This is a genomic window from Novosphingobium sp. (assembly GCF_024642085.1).
GTDB lineage: Bacteria > Pseudomonadota > Alphaproteobacteria > Sphingomonadales > Sphingomonadaceae > Novosphingobium.
Map to the genome: position 1 here is coordinate 73385 of NZ_JAHEBV010000001.1, position 22061 is coordinate 95445.

A 22061-nucleotide genomic window follows, 5' to 3' on the forward strand; every position below is an offset into this window, starting at 1 on the left:
AAAATATTCGACCCCAGGTCGCCAGGTCTCTCGCGCCGACCTGCAGAACCGTCTGGGCTGGATGATGTGAGCTAATGAACGAAGTGGGCAGCTGCCCTTCTTCTGTCTCGCTTATAATCGGCCCGGTTCTGGCGATTTGGTTTGTCACGTCAAAAACAACCAATCAGCTTATAGGGGAATTTGCTTGAGGGCGTGATTGACATTGCCAAGGGTTAATGGCCTTGAACATCGCGGTGGCAACGCCGACATAAGCGGACCAACCCTGATGAGGATTTCCATGCTCGACCTGTTCGGATCGTCCAGCGCCCAAGGCAACATCTCCCGCGATCCCGTGACCGGCGCGCTTATTCCCGTGGTGGTTGAGCAATCGAGCCGCGGTGAACGTAGTTTTGACATCTACTCGCGGTTGCTACGTGAACGCATCATTTTCGTGACCGGTGAGGTCGAAGATCACATGGCGTCGGTTATCGTCGCGCAGTTGCTATTTCTGGAAAGCGAAAATCCGTCGAAAGACATTTCGATGTATATCAACTCGCCGGGCGGCGTTGTGACCGCGGGCATGGCGATCCACGATACCATGCAATATATTCGTCCAAAGGTCTCAACCGTGTGCATTGGCCAAGCCTGTTCGATGGGCAGCTTCCTGCTTGCTGCAGGTGAGCCTGGCATGCGTATTGCGCTGCCACAGGCACGGATCATGGTTCATCAGCCTTCGGGCGGGGCGCGGGGTATGGCCAGCGACATCGAAATTCAGGCGCGTGAAATACTCCGTCTCAAGGAGACGATGCACGAGCTTTATTCGAAATATACGGGCAAGCCGGTGAAGGCAGTTGCGGAGGCGATGGACCGCGATACTTGGCTTAGTGCTGACGAGGCTCGCGAGTTTGGCCTGGTTGACAAGGTCTTTGAAAGCCGACCCGCTGGTGAAAGCGATGCAGGCGAAACTGCCAAGGACGCCAAGGAAGCCAAGGAATAAGTAACCCTGCCGCTTCAGCCCCGGTCAATTTGACGGTGCTATGACGCAGGATTGAAGAATCGTATCGGCGGACTACACTCCCGCCGAATCCCTGCACATGCGGGGAAAATGGATGAACGCATGACCAAACTGCAAGGCTCAGACGCCAAAAGCACCCTATACTGCAGCTTTTGCGGCAAATCGCAGCACGAAGTGCGCAAGCTGATTGCGGGACCGACCGTTTTCATCTGCGATGAATGCGTCGAACTGTGCAACGATATCATCCGCGAAGAAACGAAAGCTGGAATAGCCGGCAAGAAGGACGGCGGCGTTCCCAGTCCGAAGGATATCTTTGAAACCCTTAATGATTATGTCATCGGTCAGGACCGCGCCAAGCGCGTCCTCTCGGTTGCTGTACACAATCATTACAAACGTCTGAAGCACAGCGGCAAGGGTGGCGAAGTTGAGTTGTCGAAGTCGAACATCCTGCTGGTAGGACCGACCGGCTGCGGCAAAACGTTGTTGGCTCAGACATTGGCAAAAACGTTCGATGTACCGTTCACCATGGCTGACGCGACAACGCTGACCGAGGCTGGCTATGTGGGCGAAGACGTTGAAAACATAATTCTCAAGCTGCTTCAGGCGAGCGATTACAACGTTGAGAAGGCGCAGCATGGGATCGTCTACATCGATGAAATCGATAAAATCAGCCGTAAGGCGGAAAACCCGTCGATCACCCGCGACGTGTCGGGCGAAGGCGTGCAGCAAGCGCTGCTAAAGCTTATGGAAGGTACGACTGCTTCAGTGCCGCCGCAGGGTGGGCGCAAGCACCCGCAGCAAGAATTTCTTCAGGTCGATACGACCAACATCCTGTTCATTTGCGGTGGAGCTTTTGCAGGCCTTGAAAAGATCATCGCGGACCGTTTGCAAAAGCGTTCGATCGGCTTTGGCGCGCACGTTGCTGACCCCGACAAGCGCCGGGTGGGCGAATTGCTGCAGAAGGCCGAGCCGGAGGACTTGCTCAAGTTTGGCCTGATCCCCGAATTTGTCGGCCGTCTGCCGGTGATTGCCACGCTTAATGACCTGGATATCGAAGCTTTGGTCAAAATCCTGCGCGAACCAAAGAATGCGCTGATCAAACAGTACGCCAAACTATTCGATCTAGAAGATGTCGAGCTGACCTTTACCGATGATGCGCTGGAAGCGATTGCTCAAAAAGCGATCGAACGGAAAACCGGCGCGCGTGGATTGCGCTCAATTGTCGAAGGAATGCTGCTCGACACCATGTTCGACCTGCCGACCGAAACTGACATCGCTGAAGTGGTGGTCGACAAGGATGTGGTCGAAGGTCGCAAGGAACCCGTGCGCGTGTTGAAAGCGAAAGAAGAAGCAGCCTGATTCCGCGCGTTTCTTCGTGAAGACCATTGGCCTCATCGGCGGGATCAGCTGGAAGAGCACTGCCGAATATTATCGTATACTCAACGAAATGACTCTCGAACGGCTGGGCGGAGTGCATTCGGCTCGCATCGTGCTTCATTCGGTAGATTTCGAAGAGATCGCGAGGTTGCAGCACGCCAATGAGTGGGGTCGGCTGGGTGAGATCATGGCCCACGCCGCGCGATCACTTGAAGCGGCTGGCGCCGACTTTATCCTGATCTGCGCCAACACGATGCATCTTGTATTGGACGCTGTCGAAACTGCCACGCCTTTACCGGTACTGCATATTGCAGACCCGGCGGGGAGGGCGATGGCCCGCGCGGGCATCACCCGTGCCGGATTATTGGGAACAGGTTTTACCATGGCGCGGCCGTTTCTGACTGATCGACTGCGCGACGTGTCAGGGATTAAATGCTTTGTCCCCAATAAGGCTGGCCGCGCCGACATTCACCGTATCATCTTCGATGAACTGGTCGCCGGCAAGGCTGAGCCTGCATCTCGATCCCGGTTTCGCGGCCTAGTCAGCGAACTTGCCGTCGCCGGCGCGCAGGCTGTGATCCTTGGCTGTACTGAGCTTATTCTGCTGGTCGAACCTGATGTCGCGTATCCGGTGCCGTTGTACGATACGACTACGCTTCACGCCGCGGCGGCGTTGGAACAGGCGCTGGCCTAGGCTCTATTTTCCTTCTTGAAAAAATACTTCGCCATCACGTTTGACCGTCATGCCGGTCTGGACGCTTTTGGACAAAACCCAGCCGTCGCCGCGCTTGACCCAAGTGTCTGTGCTTTTGACTACAAGTTCCATCGTATGTTCGGCCCCATCGTCACCGGCGCGCTTGCCGCCGCCGACCAACTGCTGCTCTACGGTGGCCGTGTCACCTGACACCATTGCAGCAAGCACCGTGGTTTCGACCTTGCGCGACGGGTCAGCCGAACGTCCGGCCATCTTCTGCATGCGTTCTAATACTTCGGCTCCAGTATGGTTGTCGCCGCGGATATCGGTCATCTGATAGTCAGGAGCGAAAATCTTGCCGATTGCTGCAGTATCATGCGCTTCCACTGCAGCGCGCAATTCGGTGTACCGGGCCTGGAACTGGGCCGACGTGTCGGCTTGGGCAAAGACGGGAGTTACCAGCATGACGCTAGCATAGACGCCAGCCAGAAAACCATTGAAGCGATTTGGAAACGGCATGGGATTCTCCTCGAGGTAAATTGTGCGACCCTACTCAAACCCGGCCGTTTCGATCGCGCTAGCGTTCTTTTGATGAACGTTGGTTGAGCGTTATCAGTCGGCGTGGTGCGGGTGGCCGTGATGGACTTTACAATCAGACGCCGCTTTCTCGACCTGGATCGTGGCGTGATGGATCCCGAAGTTCGTTTCGAGATAATGGGCTATGTCGTGCAGGAAAGCATCGGTGGGCGGTCCGGCGGGCATCACCAAATGCGCGGTAAAAGCAGTTTCGGTTGTACTCATTGGCCAGATGTGAAGGTCGTGAATCGCGCTGACGCCGGGCTGCTCACGCAAGTATTCTCGAACTGCGCTTTCGTCGATGTGGGCCGGTACCGCCAACAGTCCCATTTTTATTGCGTCTTTGAGGAGGTCCCAGCTTGCCCATGCCAGACCCAGCGTGATAATCAGGCTGGCAACCGGATCGATCCAGTCCTGCCCGGTCAGCATGATGACCAGACCGGCCAGGACTACGCTGGCGGACACGACCGCGTCGGCCATAAGATGTTGAAAAGCGGCGCGCAGATTCAGGTCTGACTTGCTGCCCCGGGCGAACAGAAGGGCAGATGCGACATTGATGCCGATGCCGATCGCCGCGACCAGCATCATCTGCCAGCCATCGACTGGTTCGGGTTGCCAAAACCTGCGGAGCGTTTCGATCAAGACCGCGCCAAGGGCCACCCACAGCAACGCCGCATTAGCGATTGCAGCCAGGATCGAACTGCTTTTAAGTCCGTAGGTAAAGCCCTTAGAAGCTGGTTTAGCGGCCAGCACCGATGCTCCCCACGCAAGCAGCAACGAAAGTACGTCACCTAAATTGTGACCCGCATCGGCCAGTAGTGCCGCTGACCCGCTGATAAAGCTGGCTCCAGCCTCGACTACAACGAAGCCGGTGTTGAGAAACACCGCGATCGCAAAGGCTGTTCCATGACTGCCCTGATTGTGTTCAAGGTGCCCATGCCCATGCCCATGCCCATGCCCATGCTTATGCCCATGGCCAGGCTGGTGACCATTATGTTGAACCTCGGTCCGTTGATCGCGAGCCATGACTTACCTTTCCGGCCAAGCGTTGCACAAATGCCGCACTGCAGCAAGATTCGCTGTCGCAGTGATGTGCTGGTTGCGAGGAGTTGAAATGGATCCGCCCAAAGATTTGGCAAACATTACAGTGTAACCGCTCTCATTGTAATTTTGTTCCGATTTGCGCGATGTGAGGCGTAACTACCTCGAGATATGTCTCATAACTGTCACCATCATCTGTTTTGACGGAAGCAGCAGGCCTGTATTGGAATGCTGAGTTATGGGGGTTTGTCGCGATTCGCGTATGACTTCAAATCAAGTAAGACATTGAATTAATCCCATATTCGGGAACTGGGGACAGATATCATGCAATTGAAGTTTTTCCTTGCTGCCAGCGCTGCCAGCGTCTCACTCGCCTGCGGCATGATTGCCGCACCCGCCATGGCACAGGAAACGACCTCGATCATTCGCGGTTCGGTAGTAACGAGTGATGGGGCACCAGTCGGTGACGCTGAAATCAATATCACTCACGTTCCTTCGGGGACGGTTTCAACGACCCGCACTGGCGCTGACGGCAGCTTTGTCGCCTCTGGCTTGCGCGTCGGTGGTCCCTACACCGTCGAAGTGACCAGCGGTGCCGGCACCACCAGCGTCACCGACGTCTACACTTCGGTCGGGCAACCTTATAACCTGCCGATCGAATTGGGCACCGAGCAGGGAGCCGAAATTGTCGTGACCGCCAGCTCGATAAAGGGCGCCGGCGTTACTTCAGACGGCCCGCAGACCGTGCTGACCCAGGCCGACATCGCCAAGGTAGCTTCCGTCAACCGCGATATCCGCGATGTCCAGCGCCGTGATCCCTTTGCCAACATCGATTTGTCAAACTCGGGCGACCGCGGCGGCGCGGTATCTTTTGCAGGCGTCAATCCGCGTTACAACCGCTTTACAATTAATGGCGTGACCGTGGGTGATACCTTTGGCCTCAACCAGGATGCCAGCCCCAACATTCGCGGACCGGTGCCGCTCGACGCCCTGGCTCAGGTTTCGGTAAGCCTTGCTCCTTATGATTTCCTGCAGTCGGGATTCCAGGGCGGCGCTATCGACACTGTCCTGCTGTCTGGCACCAACCGCCTGCACGGCACTGGCTTCTATTCGATCAACACCGATGAATTATCGGGTAAGAAGATTGGCACTACGACGACCGTCGTGCCAGATTTCAAATCAGTCACTTACGGCGCCACGCTGAGCGGCCCGATCATCCCCGACACCCTGTTCCTCATGGTTTCGGGCGAACGAAACACTGATCCGCGGCCGTTTTCGACCCAGATAGATTCGTTTGTGAACCCCACTGCGCTCACCAATGCAATCACTGCGGTTGATACCATCGCCACCAGCAAGAGCCTAGATGCAGGTGACATCCTGTCAATCAATCCGCGCAAGGATGAAAAGTTTGCCGCGCGGATCGACTGGAACGTGGCCAGCGGCCAACGCCTATCGGTGTCCTATGTTAATTCTTACAACGTTCAGGTCAGCCCAAACAACACTTCGACATCTTCGACTACGCCCAGTTACGGGCTTAGCACCAATGCCTATGCGCTGAGCGAGCTGTTGCGCGCCGGCATCGTGCAGCTCAATTCGGACTGGACCGACCGTTTGTCCACCGAAGCGCGCATGATCTATCGCTGGTCGCGCCGGGGTCAAGAACCGCTGGGCGGACGACCCAATGGCCAGTTCCAGGTATGTACCGATCCGCTTGATAATACTGCTTCGACAACTGCTTGTTCCAACGGCACGCCGCGCGTGTTCTTCGGGCCGGACAACTTCCGCCAGACCAATCAGTTGTTCTACGATACATGGGCCGGTTCGCTGCTGTTGCGTTACCGCTTTGACGATCAGGTCATTAAGTTCCTGTTTGACGTCACTGAAAACCGCACTTTCAATAACTTCGTGCCCAACAGCTTGGGCTCGTGGTACTTCGATTCGCTGGACGCTCTTCAGAATGGCCGGGCCAACCAGGTGCAGTATGCAGCAGTTATCGGAAGCGATCCGAATGGCGCTGCAGCAGACTTCCATTACACCCAGTATACATTTGGTCTGCAGGACGAATGGAACGTGACAGATGATCTGACCGTTACCACCGGCCTGCGCTACAGCATGTACGGTATGCCAGACCGGCCAGTGGCGAACCCCTACTTCTTCGGGCGCTACGGATTTACGAACCTGAAGACCTACAAGGGGCTGGATCAGTTTGAGCCGCGGATCAGCTTTGATTACAAGCCAGCGGGTTCGCCCTTCAAACTGCGCGGAGGCGCCGGCATATTTGGTGGCGGTTCGCCCGATATCTATCTGTCGAACAGCTTCTCAAACACAGTCACCACCAATTCGATCACACTGACGCGGGATACTTCGGCAAACGGTTGCAGCGGCGCAGCGGGGCTGACGCCTGCAATCTGCGCTGCTGCACTCAACAACGTTACCGGCCAGGTTTCGCCGGTTCTTGCGGGATTCGCTGGCAATACGACGGGCAGCAGCACCCTGCCGCGCACGAACACCGGCGCGATATCCCCTAATTTCCATCTGCCGCGTGCGCTCAAGGCCACACTTTCGGCCAACACGGAATTGTTTGGTTTCGACATCGGGGCAGATTACTACTTCTCCAAGACGATCGACGGGGTCGGCTTCACCGATCTGCGTTCGGTTGCACAAACCAACAACACGCTGCCCGACGGCCGTCCGCGGTACTACAATCCGTATTACGGCAGCGCCGACAACAACTACGACATCATGACTTACAACACCCACAAGGGTCGGTCGCACGTTGCCGTGGTTCACTTCGATAAACGGTTTGACTGGGGCCTGTCGTTTGGTGGCAGCTACACCTGGCAGGACGTCAAGGACGTGTCATCGGCAACATCGTCAACGATCAATTCGAACTATCGCTATCAGGTATTCTCGGATCCCAACCGTCCAACCTACGGAATTTCGGACAACCAGATCAAATGGGCGTTCAAATACCATCTCGGTTTCGACCACGCGTTCTTCGGGGACTACAAGACGATTTTCCAGCTGTTTGGGGAAACACGTGCAGGCCGTACTTACAGCTTCACCATGTTGGACAACACCAGCAACCGTTCGTCGGTATTCGGTACTCTCCTGACCAACACGGGCGGTACGGCAGCCAACTCAAACCTGCTCTATGTGCCAAGCGGAACCAACGATCCGCTGGTTTCGTATGATACCACGGCAACCCAAGATGCACTAAACACGTTCATCGACAGTTCGGTGCTGAAGGGTTTCCGCGGCCAGATCGCGCCGAAGAACATCGCGCGCAACCGCGCCTTTACGCGGATTGATCTGCATCTTGAACAGCAAATTCCGACCTTTGTGGCCGGATCGCGTATCGCGCTGTTTGCAGATATCAACAACCTGCCCAACCTGATCAACAAGGATTGGGGCGGCCTGCGCCAGTTCGGGTTCCCATACAATGCCGCATTGGTGCGTGTGCAGTGCCTTAGCGCGGCCACCCCGACAGGTACTGCGCCCGGCGCGGGCGTGACAAATACTGTATCGACCCAGACATGTGCGCAATATCGCTATTCCAGCTTCACCGCGCCAAACACCGGTTCGGTGAACTTCAACGGGTCACTCTATGCAATCCGGGTAGGAGCGCGCCTGACCTTCTGATCGTTCGCAAAAATGCATTTGCGGAAAAGGCGGGGCACTGCGGGTGCGCCGCCTTTTTCGGGTGCTGCTTAACGATAGACGCACGCGTCTGCCGCGTCGTTCCGTATTGCGCTGCTGCGTGACGCAATGGCGTTGCCGTGACGCCGGGTGAAGCCGCCGGGAGATACCACCTCGCGGCTCTTTGGCGCGGGCAGTGCGGCAGCTATGCGTGCCGCCTCAACCTGGCTCAGCCGCGCCGCCGAATGCTTGAAATAGCGCTGCGAGCCTGCTTCAACACCGTATGTACCAACACCCGTTTCAGCGACGTTGAGGTAAACTTCCATAATGCGGCGTTTGCCCCAGATATTTTCGATCAGGACGGTGTACCACGCTTCCAGACCTTTGCGCAGGTAGCGGGTCCAGCCGGCGCCCTGCCACAGGAACACGTTCTTGGCGGTTTGCTGGCTGATCGTTGATCCGCCGCGGAGCCTAGAGGAACGGGCGTTGCGTTGGATGGCCTTTTCGATCGCTTCTTGGTCGAAACCCCTATGACTGCAAAACTTGGCATCTTCGCCCGCGATGACGGCGTCAACCATAGTTCGGTCGATCCGGCTGATGGGTTGCCAGTCTTTGTCGAACCCGTTGGGATCAAGCACCATGGTCACTGTGACGGGTACCGGCACGAACTTGTAAAGCACAGTCAAACTGATGCTGACTACTAGAAATGCGATGATCAGGCGTCCGATCCACCAGCCAATCCGGTAGGCAAGACCATGTTTTGACGAAGGCCGCGAGGGCGTAAGGAAGCGCATCATTGTGTTGGAATCTAACGACAGGTTGGCGTCGCGCCAAGGAAAAGCAACGGTGTCGCCATGCTGTTGAGGTACAGTAGTCTAAAATGCCCGCTTCGCCAGCGAATGGACCGGGCCAAATCCGACCAGTGCTGCGCCTACCAGGGGCAGTGCTACCAGCCATAGTCTGACACCGGTTATGCCTTCCGGGCTTGCAATGCTGATCGCCGCCGTACCGCCTAGGCCAAGGCAAATCAGCACTAGCCCGGTGATCAGCCGCCAAAGCGGCAAATCGTCGTCGCCGTCACCGCGGCCCAGGTTCTCATATCGGCTAAATCGCGCGGTCATCGGTAATAGCGCCAAGGTATAGAGCGCAAACCAAACCGGCCTGGCAAGCCACCAGGCAGAGCTTCCGGGCCAGGCATGAAGCCCCAGACCTCCGCTCAGCCACGCCCCAACCATAACCAGGACAAAAGCGGTAAGGTGCCACAGATAGATTGTCATGATCATCCCATTGATCAGCACCACCCCTGTCCATATCAGCTGAGCCTGGAGCCAGCGCCGCGCCGCCGGCTCCAGCAGCAGAGCTATGCCCGTTTGGGTTAGGCCAAGGGACAGCAGAGCCAGTGTGGGCGGCATGGAGTTGCTCAGATCAGTTCCCGGCACACCGATCATTGCCACCGGATAGGGGCCAAAGCGAACCAAGACGAGAAGTGTCGTCAGACCGCCAGCAGCCAAAGCCGCGGCACCGCCGCGCTCAATCCGGCCGTCTGCCCAGGCATAACCCAGTTGGTGCATGGCCAGCCAGACGAAGCCGAAATTGGCAAAGGCGATCACAGGCACGTCTAACTGCAACCGCGCAAGATCAACCGCTATTGACGCCATCAACAAAGCAGCAATCGAGCCGAGCCCCCAGCGTTGCCACGCGGCATGGCTGAGCGGAACGACGGCGGAAACCATCAGATAAACCGCCAGAAACCACACCGGAACGAGGGCCAGATGCGCTGCAAGTTTAACGACATCGCGATCCAAACCGAAGGCGATGCCGAATAACGCGAACAGGGTCCAGATAAGGAATAGCGGCATCACCGGCCAGATCAGTCGCCGCAGCCGCCCGGCGTACCAGCTGCTGTAGCTGCCGCCATCGCGCCGGGTCGCGGCCCACGACACCCCGTTGGAATATCCGCCGACCAGGAAAAACAGCGGCATGACCTGAAACAGCCAGGTCAGCCACTGGCTCCACGGCAGGATGCCGAGCAAATGCCCGCCAACCACTGCACCGTCCTTAATATAGGGCGCGGCGACCAGCCAGTGTCCGACCACCACCGCCAGAATCGACAGTGCACGCAGGAAATCGACATAGCGGTTGCGACTGGGCGGGGTCTGTTCAGCCATCTTCGCGGCGCGCGCCCAGATTGCCGACCGAGTTTCCCTTTGCGCTGTCATGAAATGCCCCCCGATAACTGCTCGACCGTTAACTACGCAGATCTTACTAATCGTAGAACAACGCCCAATAAATCGTGAACTTTGCATTCCGGAGGTGGTCCCGCCATTGCCAGTCGTCTGGTTGCCAATCACCTGTACTGAGCCGTCCGTCGAATAGGAAAAAAATATGACATTGAACGACTTACGCATATACGCAATGGACGGCAGCGTGCTGGTTGATGGCCAAATGCGGCTGGAAGGCGATCCTGACGTAATCGCCCACTTCGCTTTCCCGGAATGTGCAGCGGTCGGTGTGCGTTTGTGGTCACGGGGAAGGAGCGCCTGGTCGTTCGCTGGATTTCAGCGGCTTGCGGTCAGCCCTGACGGTCTGTGGAGCGTCGCTGCTCCAGCTTTCAACGTGGATCTCACGCACAGCGTTCCGGCATTTTCGTCACTCGCAGAAATGTACTTGCCGCAAGGACGAACCGGCTTCGTCTTGTCGCGCAAGGGAAGTGTTCGTCTTGGCTCGATAAACTTACCCTTGGCCTTTCCGCAGCCCGACAAGTCACCGACAGCTTACCTTCAATTCGACAGCATTGACTTGGATATGTTGGTTGATCCGTCGGGCCTTCAGATCACAATCGAAGCACGCGCTGCAACGATAGTCGGAGGTGACGAGGAACTACCGGTAGAAGGGCTGATGGTGCACTTGACGGTTTTCATGCCGTCGTTGGCGCTAAGTTTGCATCGTGTGAACAACCTCTCCGGCCGCGTTGAGGATCCCTTCGTGGGCGAGGTTCCGGGCAGCGGGCTGGAAAACAGTGATCTCGGCGTGTGCGATCTCGGCAGCCTCGTAGCTGATGGCCGCGTAGACTGGGGCCAGAATGGGGATCGATACAATCCTTTCGGCCCCTTTATTCGGCTGCATCTTGATCAGCGGTGGGTCGGCATCCAGGCTACGAACCGGGTCAATCGCTTGGCAAGTGGACTGCTTGACCCCGCTCGCCCGCGCAACGATGGACCTTACCTTCGCATCAATACAGGTATCGAAGACTTTGCCCGGATGCTTGAAACCAATGATACAGCAGAGATCACCGTACGAGGCAGCGGGATCGGCCATATCGAGGGACGAACAGGTCGCGACGCATATGAGTATGGAAACCTCCAGCAAGATATCGACTGGTTGACCCTGAAGCTGGAGCGCACCTCCGATGGGCTGCTGATTGTCGGCTTCGGCGAGTTTCATCCGGGTAAGAATGGACAATCCGATCAGGTCGGGAACAAACTTGAATTTAACTTCTATTTGCCCCGCAAGTTGATTTTGGCGCGCGGAATTCCCCTGCCCCGTTTCTGGGAAGACCGATTGCGTGAATACCCTGCCGAGGGCGCTTGGTAACGGCGCCCTCGGCCCGAATACTTAAGCCGCCGCCAGCAAACGCTTGTCGGTGGCAATGCGGAGCATGGCCTTCTGAAGCTTTTCAAAGGCGCGCACCTCGATCTGACGGACGCGCTCGCGGCTAACGTTATATTCCTGGCTCAGCTCTTCGAGCGTCAGCGGATCGTCAATCAGGCGGCGCTGAGTGAGGATATGCTTTTCCCTTTCGTTCAAACTGTCCATCGCCTCAACCAAAAGAGCGTGCCGGGTGCTGGCTTCCTGTGCGTCTTCGACTATCTTGTCCTGTAGCGGTCCGCTGTCTTCAAGCAGATCCTGCCATTGGCCCTCGCCATCTTCATTAAACGAGATGTTCAGCGATGCATCGCCGCCCATCATCATCCGGCGATTCATGTTGACGACTTCCTGTTCGGAAACGCCAAGGTCGGTCGCAATCTTGGTTACTTGATCGGGATGCAGGTCCGAATCCTCATAGGCGTCGAGGTTTTTCTTCATCCGGCGCAGGTTGAAAAAGAGCTTTTTCTGTGCCGCGGTTGTGCCCATTTTGACCAGTGACCAGCTGCGCAGGATGAATTCCTGCATGCTCGCCTTGATCCACCACATGGCATAGGTGGCCAGGCGAAAGCCGCGGTCGGGTTCAAACTTCTTGACCCCCTGCATCAGGCCGATGTTGCCTTCTGAAATCAGTTCGGACACAGGCAGGCCATAGCCGCGATAGCCCATGGCAATCTTAGCGACGAGTCGCAGGTGGCTTGTGACCAGCTGCTTGGCTGCTTCGGGATCCTGATGTTCAGCATAGCGCTTGGCGAGCATATATTCCTGCTCCGCCGTCAGAATGGGAAACTTCTTTATTTCAGAGAGATAGCGGTTGAGCCCTTGTTCGCCGCCGAGGCTGGGCATCACCGAACTGCCGGTAGCAGGCAGGTTGCTGTCGCGTTCGGACATAGTCTTTATTCGTCCTTTCATCGTCGCCCACCTGTAGAGGACCCTTTAGAGGCATCCCGCTGCGATGGCCACATAGTGTACACTTCTACTGCAATAGTTCAGCTTGAACGTCTCAATTCGACCAACAGTTCCTCCATATCGGCAGGCGGCGCGCTTTCGAAGCGCAGGGGATCATCCGTGACCGGATGGACGAAGCCCAGCACGGCTGCGTGCAGCGCCTGACGGGCGAAATGAAGCTGGGAAAGAATCGGGCGCAGACGCGGGTGGGTTCGGCCATAGACAGCGTCACCCAATAGTCCATGGCCAATGGATGCCATGTGAACGCGGACCTGGTGTGTGCGGCCAGTCTCAAGTTCACACTGTATGACGCTCCAATCGCGGTAGCCTTCCTTTGTTTTATAATGGGTTACTGCATGTTTTCCGCGACCTTCCGAAACGAGGGCCATTTTCTTGCGGTTAGTGGACGAGCGAGCAATGTTGCCGCGCACCGTTCCTGCCGGCGGAACTGGCCGTCCGGCGACAAATGCAAGATAAATGCGTTCAATCGAATGATCGGCAAACTGCCGGGCCAGGCCTTCATGCGCGGTGTCGGACTTGGCCGCTACGATCAGGCCAGAAGTATCCTTGTCGATCCGGTGGACAATTCCCGGCCGGGCAACCCCGCCGATTCCCGAAAGCTGCCCGCGACAATGGTGCAGCAAGGCATTGACCAGGGTGCAGTCCAGATTGCCAGCAGCAGGATGGACCACCAGCCCGGCAGGCTTGTCGACCACAATCAGGTGTTCGTCTTCGTATACGACGACCAACGGAATGTCCTGAGCCGCTGCCATGGCAGGAATAGCGTCGGGGACCGTGATGGCAAAAGGTGTGCCTTCGCTAACCTTAATGCTGGCTTGTGTAGCTGGTTGCCTATCCAATGTAATGCGGCCTTCGCCCAGCAGCGCCTTGATCCGTTCACGCGACAGGCCGCTTGCGTCGGCAAGCGCCTTGTCGAGCCGACCGCCGTTTGCGCCGATCGCTCCTTCTATGATGCGTTCCCCCCGGATCATGTCTAGGAACATGGGCATGACCGTCGAGGTGACAAGTGGCGTGATGGCCACACTGCTGCAAGAAGCGGAGCGCGAGCACCCGCACGAATGTTGCGGTCTGCTGCTGGGTCGCGGCGAGAGCATTGATCGCGCGGTGCCTGCGGCCAACGTCCATCGCGATCCGGCGAGCCATTTCGAAATCGATCCCGCAGCTTTAATTGCTGCGCACAAAATACAGCGTGCGGGCGGGAAGGAACTGCTGGGCTACTACCATTCTCATCCCCTGGGCCCGGCCGTGCCATCCGCCACGGATCGGCAGCAATCGAGCGGCGACGGACGGATATGGGCTATTGTTGCGAACGGCTCGGTTGGCTGGTGGCGTGATACTGCCTCTGGCTTTACGGCGCTTCCCCTGCGACTCGTCGAAGGCTAAGGATGCGGGCAAACCAAAAGGACCCTTGATGACCGACGCTTCCGTAGACCTTGCCAGCCTGCTTTGTTCCCGCCTGTGTCACGACCTGCTTTCCCCGGTGGGCGCGATGAGCAATGGGCTCGAGTTGCTGGCCGACGAAAAAGACCCGGAAATGCGCAAGCGCTGCATGGAGTTGCTTGAACAGAGCGCGCGGACAAGTGCCGACAAGCTTAAGTTTTTTCGACTGGCTTTTGGGGCAGCCGGCGGGTTTGGCGATCTGGTTCCGGTTGAAGAGCCACGCGCCCTGATCGATGCTTTGGCCGGACCGGGCGGGCGCACTCAAGTCAACTGGGCGCTAGGCGCCTCGTCGCTGCCCAAGCCCGCGGTCAAAGTGATGCTTAACTTAGCGCATATCGGGATCGAGGCGCTGGTGCGCGGCGGCACGCTGGATATCGGTGCCGAACAGCGCGGCGGAGCCAGCGAAATCGTGATTCGTGCAGCCGGGCCCAAGATCGCTTTCGATCCCACGGTGGGACAAGCGCTGGATGGGTCGCTTCCGGTTGATCAGCTGTCAAGCCGCACAGCGCCGGCCTGGATGCTCAACCAGCTGGCGAAGCGTAATGGCGGCGGGCTGCAGTTTGCCTTGACCGACGAGGCACTGGTCATGGGCGCGGTGCTGCCTGACGCATGAGCGAACTGATTCACTATGAGAGTCCGTCTCCCAACTGGAACGATCGCCAGTTACCGGTCTCGATGGTGGTTCTGCATTATACCGGAATGGAAAGCGCTGAGGCTGCGCTAGAACGGATGTGCGATCCTGTTGCCCAGGTTTCTGCCCATTACATGATCGAGGAAGACGGCAAGGTTCACCGCTTGGTGCGCGAGGATCGCCGAGCGTGGCATGCTGGCAAGTCATTCTGGCGGGGCGAGAGCGACATAAATTCGGCCAGCGTCGGGATCGAACTTGTCAATCCGGGGCACGAGTACGGCTACTGCCCGTTCCCCGATTCCCAGATGGAGGCATTGTTGCCGCTACTGGCAGAAATCGTCCAGCGTCACGATGTGCCTCGCGCCAACGTGGTTGGCCATTCCGATATTGCTCCGGCAAGGAAAGCAGATCCGGGCGAGCTGTTTGACTGGGACCTGCTCGCCGCGCACCGACTGGCCCTTAAGACGCCGCGTGTTACCATGCCCGGTCCGTTCGAGAACGACGGGGCTTTCTTCCTGGCGCTTGAACGCTGGGGCTATGACATTTCCGACCAGCCGGCTGCAATGCGGGCCTTTCAGCGTCGCTGGCGCCCGCATATCATCGACGGGTTGGTAGATGGCGAATGTTCGGCCAAGCTGTTTTCGCTGCTGCTTGACCGCGACGCTGGGAAGTCTAGGTAGGCGTTTCGCCAGGGGGCCGGGCAGCCGCGTCATCGTAAGATGCCGAGGAAAGTCCGGGCTCCACGAAGCAAGGGTGGCGGGTAATGCCCGCCGGGGGTAACCCCAGGGAAAGTGCCACAGAGAGCAGACCGCCTGGCAACAGGTAAGGGTGAAAGGGTGCGGTAAGAGCGCACCGGGGTTCTGGTAACAGGGCCCGCATGGCAAACCCCACCCGGAGCAAGATCGAATAGGGGCGGCGCGCTGCGGCTTCGGCCACGGCAGGTCTGTTTCGGACCCGACCGCCCGGGTTGATCGCTCGAGCCGCGTGGCAACACACGGCCTAGAGGAATGGCTGCCAGCGGGGATACGGTCTCTTATGGGATACCGTCCGCGCTACAGAACCCGGCTTACAGGCCTCCTGGCGTTTTTTATTTTGTGCATCACTTCGGCGGGGGCTGGAATGCGCGCCCTCGCCATGCTTTGACCAAGGCCATGTTACCACACTTTAGTATTGTCTCCGAAGACCTGCGGGTCGAGATCAGCCAGCGCGGCGCCGAATTGCAGCGTATCGTCACGCCGGACGGCCACGACTTGCTGTGGGATGGCGACCCGGCGTTCTGGACCGGGCGCGCGCCCCTGCTTTTTCCGATCGTGGGCGAATTGAATGAAGGGCATTATCGCTATGCCGGCCGCAATTACGCGATGCGAAAGCACGGTTTTGCGCGTAAAAGCCAGTTTGATGTGGTTGAGCAGCGTACTGACCGGGTGACACTGCGGCTTGTTGACACACCCAAAACGCACGACATTTATCCCTTCGAGTTTATCCTCGATGTAACCCACTCGATCGATGGTGCGACGCTTTCGACCGAAGCAGTGGTGACCAATACCGGGACCAAGACCATGCCGACCAGCTTCGGTTTTCATCCGGCATTGCGCTGGCCACTTCCATTTGGCGGGGCCCGCGCTGACCACAAGATTACCTTTCCGCAGGACGAGCCAGCCGACATCCGCCGTATCGATGATGATGGATTGCTGCTGGGACCTTCATCGCCGACGCCGGTCGATGGGCAGGTCTTGCTTGTTGATGATGCTCTGTTTGTCGATGATGCGGTGATTTTCGACCAGCTTAACAGCCGCAGCCTGCGCTATGGCGCGGCAGGTTACCCCATAATCCGGGCTGATTTCCCGGCCATGCCGCTGTTGGGGGTCTGGACCAAGCCAGGTGCAGGCTATGTCTGCATTGAGCCTTGGCAGGGCCATGCCGATCCAGACGGCTTTACCGGCGACATCCGGGACAAGCCGGGCGTAATCCTCATACAGCCTGGTGATGAACGGCGGTTTGCCATGAGCCTGACTCTAGAGCGCTAATCCGCATCAAGGCCGCCCTATGCTGGAATAGCTAAAACCACGAGCTCGCACTTCGGCGGGGTTGTAAACGTTGCGCAGATCTACCAGCACCGGCGCCTTGGCGATACGCTTGATGCGCTCAAGATCAAGCGCTCGAAAGGCGTCCCATTCGGTCACGATCACGGTCGCGTCGGCTCCTTCAATCGCGGCATAGGCATCGGGTTGCATTGCGACTTCAGGCATCAGCGGCGCGGCGATTGCCATGCCTTCGGGATCATAGCCTGCCACGCTGACACCAGCATCGATCAGTGCCTGGGCGATGGCGATCGACGGGGCATCGCGCATGTCGTCGGTGTTGGGTTTGAACGTCAAGCCAAGCAGCGCAACCTTCTTGCCGCGCGACTCGTCTGTGCCGCCCAGCGCTTCGATCACCTTGCGCCCCATGGCCCGCTTGCGCGCGTCATTCACCTTGACTACCGCCTCGACAATTCGGGTTGGCGCTTCGTAATCCTCTGCTGTCTTGAGCAACGCCAGCGTATCCTTGGGGAAGCACGACCCGCCATAGCCCGGCCCGGCGTGGAGAAACTTCGCCCCGATGCGTCCGTCCATACCAATGCCGCGCGAAACATCTTGCACATCGGCGCCGACCTTTTCGCACAGGTCGGCCATTTCGTTAATAAAGGTGATCTTGACCGCTAGGAAAGCGTTGGCCGCATACTTGATCAGTTCGCTCGACCTGCGACTGGTGAATAGCATCGGTGATCGACCCAGGAACAGCGGGCGATAGACCTCGGTCATCACGCCTCGGGCCCAGTCATCCTCGGTACCCACAACGATCCGGTCCGGATGCTTGAAATCTCCGATGGCGGCGCCTTCGCGCAGGAACTCGGGATTGGAAGCCACCGCAAACCTGACGCCAGGGTTTGCGTCCGTCAAAATGCGTTCAACCTCGTCGCCAGTACCCACCGGGACCGTCGATTTGGTGACAATGACTGATGCCTGTTTCAGGTTGGCGCCGATTTCCTCGGCTACGGAGTAGACGTATGACAGGTCGGCATGCCCATCGCCGCGTCGGCTTGGCGTCCCGACGGCAATAAATATCGCCCCGGCGCCGTCGATCCCCGCGGCGAGATCGGTAGTGAAGTTCAGTCGACCCGCTTTGGCATTGCCAGCGACCAGTTCCGCAAGCCCCGGCTCGTAAATCGGCATGATCCCTTGGTGCAGGCTTTCAATTTTTGCCGGATCCTTGTCGATGCAGACCACTTCATGGCCAAAATCGGCAAAGCAGGCACCTGAAACGAGGCCGACGTAGCCAGATCCAACCATCGCTATCTTCATCAAATGCTCCTTTGCGCAATTGTGATTGCGCTTCCGTTATCCTGCGCTTCGATCAGCCAGCGCCGCGTCCCTTCAAGGCCGAGCGCGGTTAGCCGTCCGCTTGTATAGGCGCCTGTGTCGATGCCGATGCGCCCCGCCTTTACCTCCGGCTTAGCGAAGATTGTGTGACCATGCACGATCACCGCGCCAAAGCCTTCCTCTTGTTCAAGAAACTGGCTGCGGATCCAGCGCAAATCGGATTGCTGCTGATCGCAGAGTGGAACACCAGGGCGTACGCCGGCATGAACAAACACGTAATCGCCGACCGAAATGCTATCTTCAAATCCGGCGATAAAAGCGCGGTCGGTCGGCGGAATGTGGCAGTCCATCAAGCGGCGCGTCTGTTCAAGGTCTGCGGCGTGATAGTCGGCCGGTTGAACTCCGTAAGACAATACCGTTTCGCGCCCGCCAAACCGAAGAAATTCGCGGAGGATTTCTGAACTGCCGAAACTTTGCAGCATCATCTCTTCGTGGTTGCCCATCAGGATTCGCACCGGTCGACGCTGTTGAAGACACCGGGCCGCGTCGATGACCCCTGCACTGTCAGGGCCGCGATCGACCAGGTCGCCAAGAAGAATGATCGTCGTCTCGCCATCCCGGCTTCGCTTCGCATCGTCAGTTTCTATCGCTCCGACCAAGGCGTCGAACAGATCCCTCCGCCCGTGGATATCACCGACCGCATAAATACGCTGACCAGCCGGAACAGTAGGGGCGGGCGCGCGGCGCAAGGCGCTTAACAGGTTGCGAAAAAGGTTCATAGCTGTGCGATCAACGGGCGGCGCGGCTATAGCCGCAGCGGCTTGGCGCGGCAATGACCACGCATCAAATGTCGCGTGGGAAGGCGTAAACAGACTGTTGCGCAGCAGCCACACCCATCGCGGTATGAGCGACGAAATTGCCATTTAGTCTTGTGCAGTGCAGCAATAAATTCCAGTTTTCATCCAGCTCGGACCGATCGCACCCGCGACGAGGTGTAACGGCGCCAGCGCAGGTGGGACGAGGCGCCCCAATCGGAAGTCCTGATTCAAACAAGGGAAGATTGATCATGCTTACGTCCATTCGCGGCCTGCTCGCCGCCACTATTCTTGCTGGCGGCCTGGTTGCCAGCCCGGCATTTGCCGATGAAACAGATCCACCCAAGGATATTACCATCAGCGGTTACGCAATGGGCGTAACCGACTATCGCTGGCGTGGCCTGTCTTATTCGGGCGGTGACTTTGCTGTCCAGGGTCAGATTAACGTAGCCCATTCCAGCGGATTCTATGCCGGTTTGTGGGGTTCCAGCCTTGAGCAGGATGCCTTGGATATTTATGGTTCGGCTGAACTTGATGTGTATGCCGGCTGGTCAGGTGATGTCGCCAGCGGTCTGACTGCTGATGTCGGGATGACCTGGTACACCTATCCAAACGGCACCGCGCCCGGTCTGCCGGGCAACTATTTTGAACCGTATGCTTCGCTTTCGGCCGGGATTGGTCCGGTGACTGCCAAGGTTGGCGTCAACTATGCGTGGAGCCAGCAGTCGCTTGGCAATGACGATAACCTCTATGTCTACGGCGAAGTGGGAACGAGTATTCCCGGTGTGCCCGTCGATCTAGGTGCGCACCTGGGTTACACCAGCGGCGCCTTGTCGCCCAAGCTGCTGACTGGTGTCAGCACCGATGGCGGCTTCGATTATTCGGTCAGCGCGACATACAACATCACCGATAATCTCTCGGTTGGTGCAAGCTACATCGGCGTTGATGGCGCGTCGATCGACGGGTTTTCAAACGATGCCGTTGTCGGCACGGTCAAGCTCGCTTTCTAGCCTAAGGCGAATAGCAGAAACGGGGCCCGCAGCGCAGAAGCGCGGCGGGCCTTTTCTGTTGAAGGTGGGCGTGTTAGCGCTGGCTCTATGACCCGCTTTCTCCACAGCATGATCCGCGTCACGGACCCGGATGCCACCGTTGCCTTTTTCGACCTTATTGGGGTTAAGGAGGTGCGCCGCTTTTCCAGTGAGCAGGGGCGCTTTACCCTGATCTTCCTGGCGGCACCGGGGGACGAAGGCGTGGCCGAGGTGGAGTTGACGTATAACTGGCCTAACGAAGACGGATCGACCGAATCGTACTCCGTCGGCCGCAATTTCGGTCATCTGGCTTACCGCGTCGAGAATATCTATGAGACCTGCGCGCGAATCCAGGAAGCAGGACACACCGTTCACCGTCCACCGCGTGACGGACACATGGCCTTTGTCAAATCGCCAGACGGCATTTCGGTAGAATTGCTGCAGAACGGCCATCTTCCCCCTCAGGAGCCGTGGGCATCAATGCCCAACAGCGGTACCTGGTAGGATTAGCCCTTTGGCCGGCCTGCCAGAAACAGGACGGCAAATCCGGCCAACGCGGCAGCGGTGGAACCCAGAATGACACCAAGCTTGGCTTCTTCGACCAGCTCCACTCGGCCAGGGAAAGCCAACTGACCTATAAACAGGCTCATGGTGAACCCGATCCCGCACAAGAGCGACACCCCCCACAATTGCATTACAGTTGCACCAGGCGGGCGGGCCGCGAATCCTAGACGTTCGGCTCCGATCACCGCACCCAGGATTCCAAGTTGCTTGCCTGCAAATAGGCCCAGCGCCACTCCCAAAGGCAAGGCATCGGTAAATCCGGGGCCATTACCCGAAGGAAGGTGCACGCCGGCATTCGCAAAGCCAAATAAGGGCACGATCAGATAAGCACTAAGCGGGGCAAGGGCATGTTCCATGCGCAGCAACATGCTGTCGCCGCCGCGGCTAACCCTAAGTGGGATACACAAAGCTGCCAGAACGCCCGCCACAGTGGCGTGCACGCCCGAATGAAGTACGGCAAACCATAACAGCAGCCCCCCCGCGATATAGGCTAATGGGCGATCAACCCGTCTGTAGTTGAGCACTGCAAGTCCGGCTAAGGCTGCGGCCGCCAGTGCCAGCCACGCCCAGTCAATTTGGGCGGTATATGCCAATGCGATTATCGCTACCGCGCCCAGATCGTCGACAATTGCCACAGTTAGCAAGAACAGACGCAGTGACGGTGGCACGCGCGGGCCCAGCAAACTAAGCACGCCGACTGCAAAAGCAATGTCGGTTGCAGCAGGGATGGCCCAGCCTGCAGACACGCCCGGGGCAGAACGGGTGATGAACAGGAACACCGCCGCAGGCACTGCCATTCCCGCGATCGCCGCGACGACCGGCAGCCTTCGCTGCGCCGGTTTAGCAAGTTCGCCGTCCAGTACTTCGCGTTTGATTTCAAGGCCGACAACAAAGAAAAACAGCGCCATTACCGCGTCGTTGATCCAAAGGTGCCATGTGTCGAGCTTGGCTACAGGGGTCCATGCCAAGGAATCGTGAAACAGGTTGTGGTACGCATCAGCCCATGCCGAATTGGCCAAGACCATTGCACCAAGCGCCACGGCGATCAGCAAAAGGCCAGCGCCCGCCTCGCCGTGAAACAATTGCACGGCACGGGCAGCAGCGCGCGAAATCGGATGGCGACGGGAAGCGGTCATCCGCCCTCAATTGTGTATTTGCGCGGCCAGCACAACAGCAAAACCGCCTAAAACGACAGTGTGCGCTTGTATACATAAAGTTGGAAGAACTGATACTGTAATTGTGGACGGTGAAGCGAATTAGAGGAGATATTTCGACCAAGCTGGCTT

The 22061-nt window shown here is 57.9% G+C and carries 20 protein-coding genes and 1 other RNA gene; 12 read left to right on the top strand and 9 right to left on the bottom strand.

Translation table 11 applies throughout. The annotated features are described in order from the left end of the window. Nucleotides 1-277: 277 nt before the first annotated feature. The 3 genes from clpP (at nucleotide 278) to Q0L62_RS00400 (ending at nucleotide 3065) form a co-directional block, all read left to right on the top strand. Entirely contained in the window at nucleotides 278-976 is a 699-nt protein-coding gene (clpP, locus tag Q0L62_RS00390; RefSeq protein ID WP_296675110.1) for an ATP-dependent Clp endopeptidase proteolytic subunit ClpP, read from the top strand. 120 nt (nucleotides 977-1096) lie between these two features. After that, a complete protein-coding gene (clpX, locus tag Q0L62_RS00395) occupies nucleotides 1097-2353 on the top strand; it encodes an ATP-dependent Clp protease ATP-binding subunit ClpX (RefSeq protein ID WP_296674802.1) in 1257 nt (418 codons plus the stop codon). Nucleotides 2354-2369: 16 nt separating this feature from the next. Then, a complete protein-coding gene (locus tag Q0L62_RS00400) occupies nucleotides 2370-3065 on the top strand; it encodes an aspartate/glutamate racemase family protein (RefSeq protein ID WP_296674805.1) in 696 nt (231 codons plus the stop codon). Nucleotides 3066-3068: 3 nt separating this feature from the next. Here Q0L62_RS00400 and Q0L62_RS00405 read toward each other — a convergent pair whose 3' ends face one another. Then, complete coding sequence (locus Q0L62_RS00405) at nucleotides 3069-3584, bottom strand: nuclear transport factor 2 family protein (RefSeq protein ID WP_296674809.1); 516 nt, start codon at nucleotides 3582-3584, stop codon at nucleotides 3069-3071. Nucleotides 3585-3677: 93 nt separating this feature from the next. Continuing rightward, the gene (locus Q0L62_RS00410; RefSeq protein WP_296674811.1) at nucleotides 3678-4667 is read right to left on the bottom strand and encodes a cation diffusion facilitator family transporter; all 990 of its coding nucleotides are present in this window, start codon (nucleotides 4665-4667) and stop codon (nucleotides 3678-3680) included. Between the two features lie 339 nt (nucleotides 4668-5006). Here Q0L62_RS00410 and Q0L62_RS00415 point away from each other — a divergent pair, with 339 nt between their 5' ends. Continuing rightward, the gene (locus tag Q0L62_RS00415) at nucleotides 5007-8324 is read left to right on the top strand and encodes a TonB-dependent receptor (protein WP_296674813.1); all 3318 of its coding nucleotides are present in this window, start codon (nucleotides 5007-5009) and stop codon (nucleotides 8322-8324) included. A 68-nt stretch (nucleotides 8325-8392) separates the two neighbouring features. On the opposite strand, the gene mtgA is transcribed toward Q0L62_RS00415, so the two are convergent. Next, a complete protein-coding gene (gene mtgA, locus Q0L62_RS00420) occupies nucleotides 8393-9118 on the bottom strand; it encodes a monofunctional biosynthetic peptidoglycan transglycosylase (RefSeq protein WP_296674816.1) in 726 nt (241 codons plus the stop codon). Nucleotides 9119-9196: 78 nt separating this feature from the next. Continuing rightward, on the bottom strand, nucleotides 9197-10540 hold the full coding sequence (locus Q0L62_RS00425) for an acyltransferase (protein ID WP_296674818.1): 1344 nt from the start codon (nucleotides 10538-10540) through the stop codon (nucleotides 9197-9199). A 226-nt stretch (nucleotides 10541-10766) separates the two neighbouring features. Here Q0L62_RS00425 and Q0L62_RS00430 point away from each other — a divergent pair, with 226 nt between their 5' ends. Further along, entirely contained in the window at nucleotides 10767-11915 is a 1149-nt protein-coding gene (locus tag Q0L62_RS00430; protein WP_296674821.1) for a hypothetical protein, read from the top strand. A gap of 21 nt (nucleotides 11916-11936) precedes the next feature. Here Q0L62_RS00430 and rpoH read toward each other — a convergent pair whose 3' ends face one another. Further along, nucleotides 11937-12857, bottom strand: a complete 921-nt coding sequence (rpoH, locus tag Q0L62_RS00435) for an RNA polymerase sigma factor RpoH (protein WP_296674823.1) — start codon at nucleotides 12855-12857, stop codon at nucleotides 11937-11939. Nucleotides 12858-12955: 98 nt separating this feature from the next. Beyond that, on the bottom strand, nucleotides 12956-13906 hold the full coding sequence (locus Q0L62_RS00440) for an RluA family pseudouridine synthase (RefSeq protein WP_296674826.1): 951 nt from the start codon (nucleotides 13904-13906) through the stop codon (nucleotides 12956-12958). Here Q0L62_RS00440 and Q0L62_RS00445 point away from each other — a divergent pair. The 5 genes from Q0L62_RS00445 to Q0L62_RS00465 all read left to right on the top strand — a co-directional run bounded on the left by Q0L62_RS00445 (nucleotide 13884) and on the right by Q0L62_RS00465 (nucleotide 17033). After that, nucleotides 13884-14318 carry a M67 family metallopeptidase gene (locus Q0L62_RS00445; protein ID WP_296674829.1) on the top strand — a complete coding sequence of 145 codons (435 nt, stop codon included), beginning with the start codon at nucleotides 13884-13886 and terminating at the stop codon, nucleotides 14316-14318. The two genes, Q0L62_RS00440 and Q0L62_RS00445, sit on opposite strands and share 23 nt — an antisense overlap. Nucleotides 14319-14346: 28 nt before the next feature. Beyond that, complete coding sequence (locus Q0L62_RS00450) at nucleotides 14347-14988, top strand: histidine phosphotransferase family protein (RefSeq protein WP_296674831.1); 642 nt, start codon at nucleotides 14347-14349, stop codon at nucleotides 14986-14988. Continuing rightward, nucleotides 14985-15686, top strand: a complete 702-nt coding sequence (locus tag Q0L62_RS00455; RefSeq protein WP_296674833.1) for an N-acetylmuramoyl-L-alanine amidase — start codon at nucleotides 14985-14987, stop codon at nucleotides 15684-15686. The genes Q0L62_RS00450 and Q0L62_RS00455 overlap by 4 nt, the downstream gene beginning before the upstream one ends. An 8-nt stretch (nucleotides 15687-15694) precedes the next feature. After that, nucleotides 15695-16091, top strand: an RNA gene (gene rnpB, locus Q0L62_RS00460) — RNase P RNA component class A. 66 nt (nucleotides 16092-16157) lie between these two features. Next, entirely contained in the window at nucleotides 16158-17033 is an 876-nt protein-coding gene (locus tag Q0L62_RS00465) for an aldose 1-epimerase family protein (RefSeq protein ID WP_296674836.1), read from the top strand. A gap of 6 nt (nucleotides 17034-17039) precedes the next feature. On the opposite strand, the gene Q0L62_RS00470 is transcribed toward Q0L62_RS00465, so the two are convergent. Beyond that, entirely contained in the window at nucleotides 17040-18350 is a 1311-nt protein-coding gene (locus Q0L62_RS00470; protein WP_296674839.1) for a UDP-glucose/GDP-mannose dehydrogenase family protein, read from the bottom strand. Then, nucleotides 18350-19147: a metallophosphoesterase family protein gene (locus Q0L62_RS00475; protein WP_296674841.1), complete on the bottom strand. Its 798-nt coding sequence runs from the start codon at nucleotides 19145-19147 to the stop codon at nucleotides 18350-18352. Before Q0L62_RS00475 ends, Q0L62_RS00470 begins: the two co-directional genes overlap by 1 nt. Before the next feature lie 287 nt (nucleotides 19148-19434). On the opposite strand from Q0L62_RS00475, the gene Q0L62_RS00480 reads away from it, so the two are divergent. Together Q0L62_RS00480 and Q0L62_RS00485 are read left to right on the top strand one after the other, a co-directional pair. After that, on the top strand, nucleotides 19435-20193 hold the full coding sequence (locus Q0L62_RS00480; RefSeq protein WP_296674846.1) for a TorF family putative porin: 759 nt from the start codon (nucleotides 19435-19437) through the stop codon (nucleotides 20191-20193). A gap of 87 nt (nucleotides 20194-20280) precedes the next feature. Then, complete coding sequence (locus Q0L62_RS00485; RefSeq protein ID WP_296674850.1) at nucleotides 20281-20715, top strand: VOC family protein; 435 nt, start codon at nucleotides 20281-20283, stop codon at nucleotides 20713-20715. A 2-nt stretch (nucleotides 20716-20717) separates the two neighbouring features. Here Q0L62_RS00485 and nhaA read toward each other — a convergent pair whose 3' ends face one another. Beyond that, nucleotides 20718-21911, bottom strand: coding sequence for a Na+/H+ antiporter NhaA (nhaA, locus tag Q0L62_RS00490; RefSeq protein WP_296674854.1), 1194 nt, complete (start codon nucleotides 21909-21911; stop codon nucleotides 20718-20720). Nucleotides 21912-22061 lie beyond the last annotated feature (150 nt).

Excerpts from the sequence above, each read along its gene's own strand:
- Q0L62_RS00415 (WP_296674813.1), top strand. The coding sequence starts at position 5,007 with ATGCAATTGAAGTTTTTCCTTGCTGCCAGCGCTGCCAGCGTCTCACTC.
- Q0L62_RS00450 (WP_296674831.1), top strand. The coding sequence starts at position 14,347 with ATGACCGACGCTTCCGTAGACCTTGCCAGCCTGCTTTGTTCCCGCCTG.
- Q0L62_RS00425 (WP_296674818.1), bottom strand. The coding sequence starts at position 10,540 with ATGACAGCGCAAAGGGAAACTCGGTCGGCAATCTGGGCGCGCGCCGCG.
- Q0L62_RS00440 (WP_296674826.1), bottom strand. The coding sequence starts at position 13,906 with ATGATCCGGGGGGAACGCATCATAGAAGGAGCGATCGGCGCAAACGGC.
- Q0L62_RS00470 (WP_296674839.1), bottom strand. The coding sequence starts at position 18,350 with ATGAAGATAGCGATGGTTGGATCTGGCTACGTCGGCCTCGTTTCAGGT.
- Q0L62_RS00405 (WP_296674809.1), bottom strand. The coding sequence starts at position 3,584 with ATGCCGTTTCCAAATCGCTTCAATGGTTTTCTGGCTGGCGTCTATGCT.
- clpP (WP_296675110.1), top strand. The coding sequence starts at position 278 with ATGCTCGACCTGTTCGGATCGTCCAGCGCCCAAGGCAACATCTCCCGC.
- Q0L62_RS00445 (WP_296674829.1), top strand. The coding sequence starts at position 13,884 with ATGATGCGTTCCCCCCGGATCATGTCTAGGAACATGGGCATGACCGTC.
- Q0L62_RS00475 (WP_296674841.1), bottom strand. The coding sequence starts at position 19,147 with ATGAACCTTTTTCGCAACCTGTTAAGCGCCTTGCGCCGCGCGCCCGCC.
- Q0L62_RS00480 (WP_296674846.1), top strand. The coding sequence starts at position 19,435 with ATGCTTACGTCCATTCGCGGCCTGCTCGCCGCCACTATTCTTGCTGGC.
- Q0L62_RS00430 (WP_296674821.1), top strand. The coding sequence starts at position 10,767 with ATGCGGCTGGAAGGCGATCCTGACGTAATCGCCCACTTCGCTTTCCCG.
- Q0L62_RS00455 (WP_296674833.1), top strand. The coding sequence starts at position 14,985 with ATGAGCGAACTGATTCACTATGAGAGTCCGTCTCCCAACTGGAACGAT.
- Q0L62_RS00485 (WP_296674850.1), top strand. The coding sequence starts at position 20,281 with ATGACCCGCTTTCTCCACAGCATGATCCGCGTCACGGACCCGGATGCC.
- mtgA (WP_296674816.1), bottom strand. The coding sequence starts at position 9,118 with ATGATGCGCTTCCTTACGCCCTCGCGGCCTTCGTCAAAACATGGTCTT.
- nhaA (WP_296674854.1), bottom strand. The coding sequence starts at position 21,911 with ATGACCGCTTCCCGTCGCCATCCGATTTCGCGCGCTGCTGCCCGTGCC.
- Q0L62_RS00410 (WP_296674811.1), bottom strand. The coding sequence starts at position 4,667 with ATGGCTCGCGATCAACGGACCGAGGTTCAACATAATGGTCACCAGCCT.
- Q0L62_RS00465 (WP_296674836.1), top strand. The coding sequence starts at position 16,158 with ATGTTACCACACTTTAGTATTGTCTCCGAAGACCTGCGGGTCGAGATC.
- clpX (WP_296674802.1), top strand. The coding sequence starts at position 1,097 with ATGACCAAACTGCAAGGCTCAGACGCCAAAAGCACCCTATACTGCAGC.
- rpoH (WP_296674823.1), bottom strand. The coding sequence starts at position 12,857 with ATGTCCGAACGCGACAGCAACCTGCCTGCTACCGGCAGTTCGGTGATG.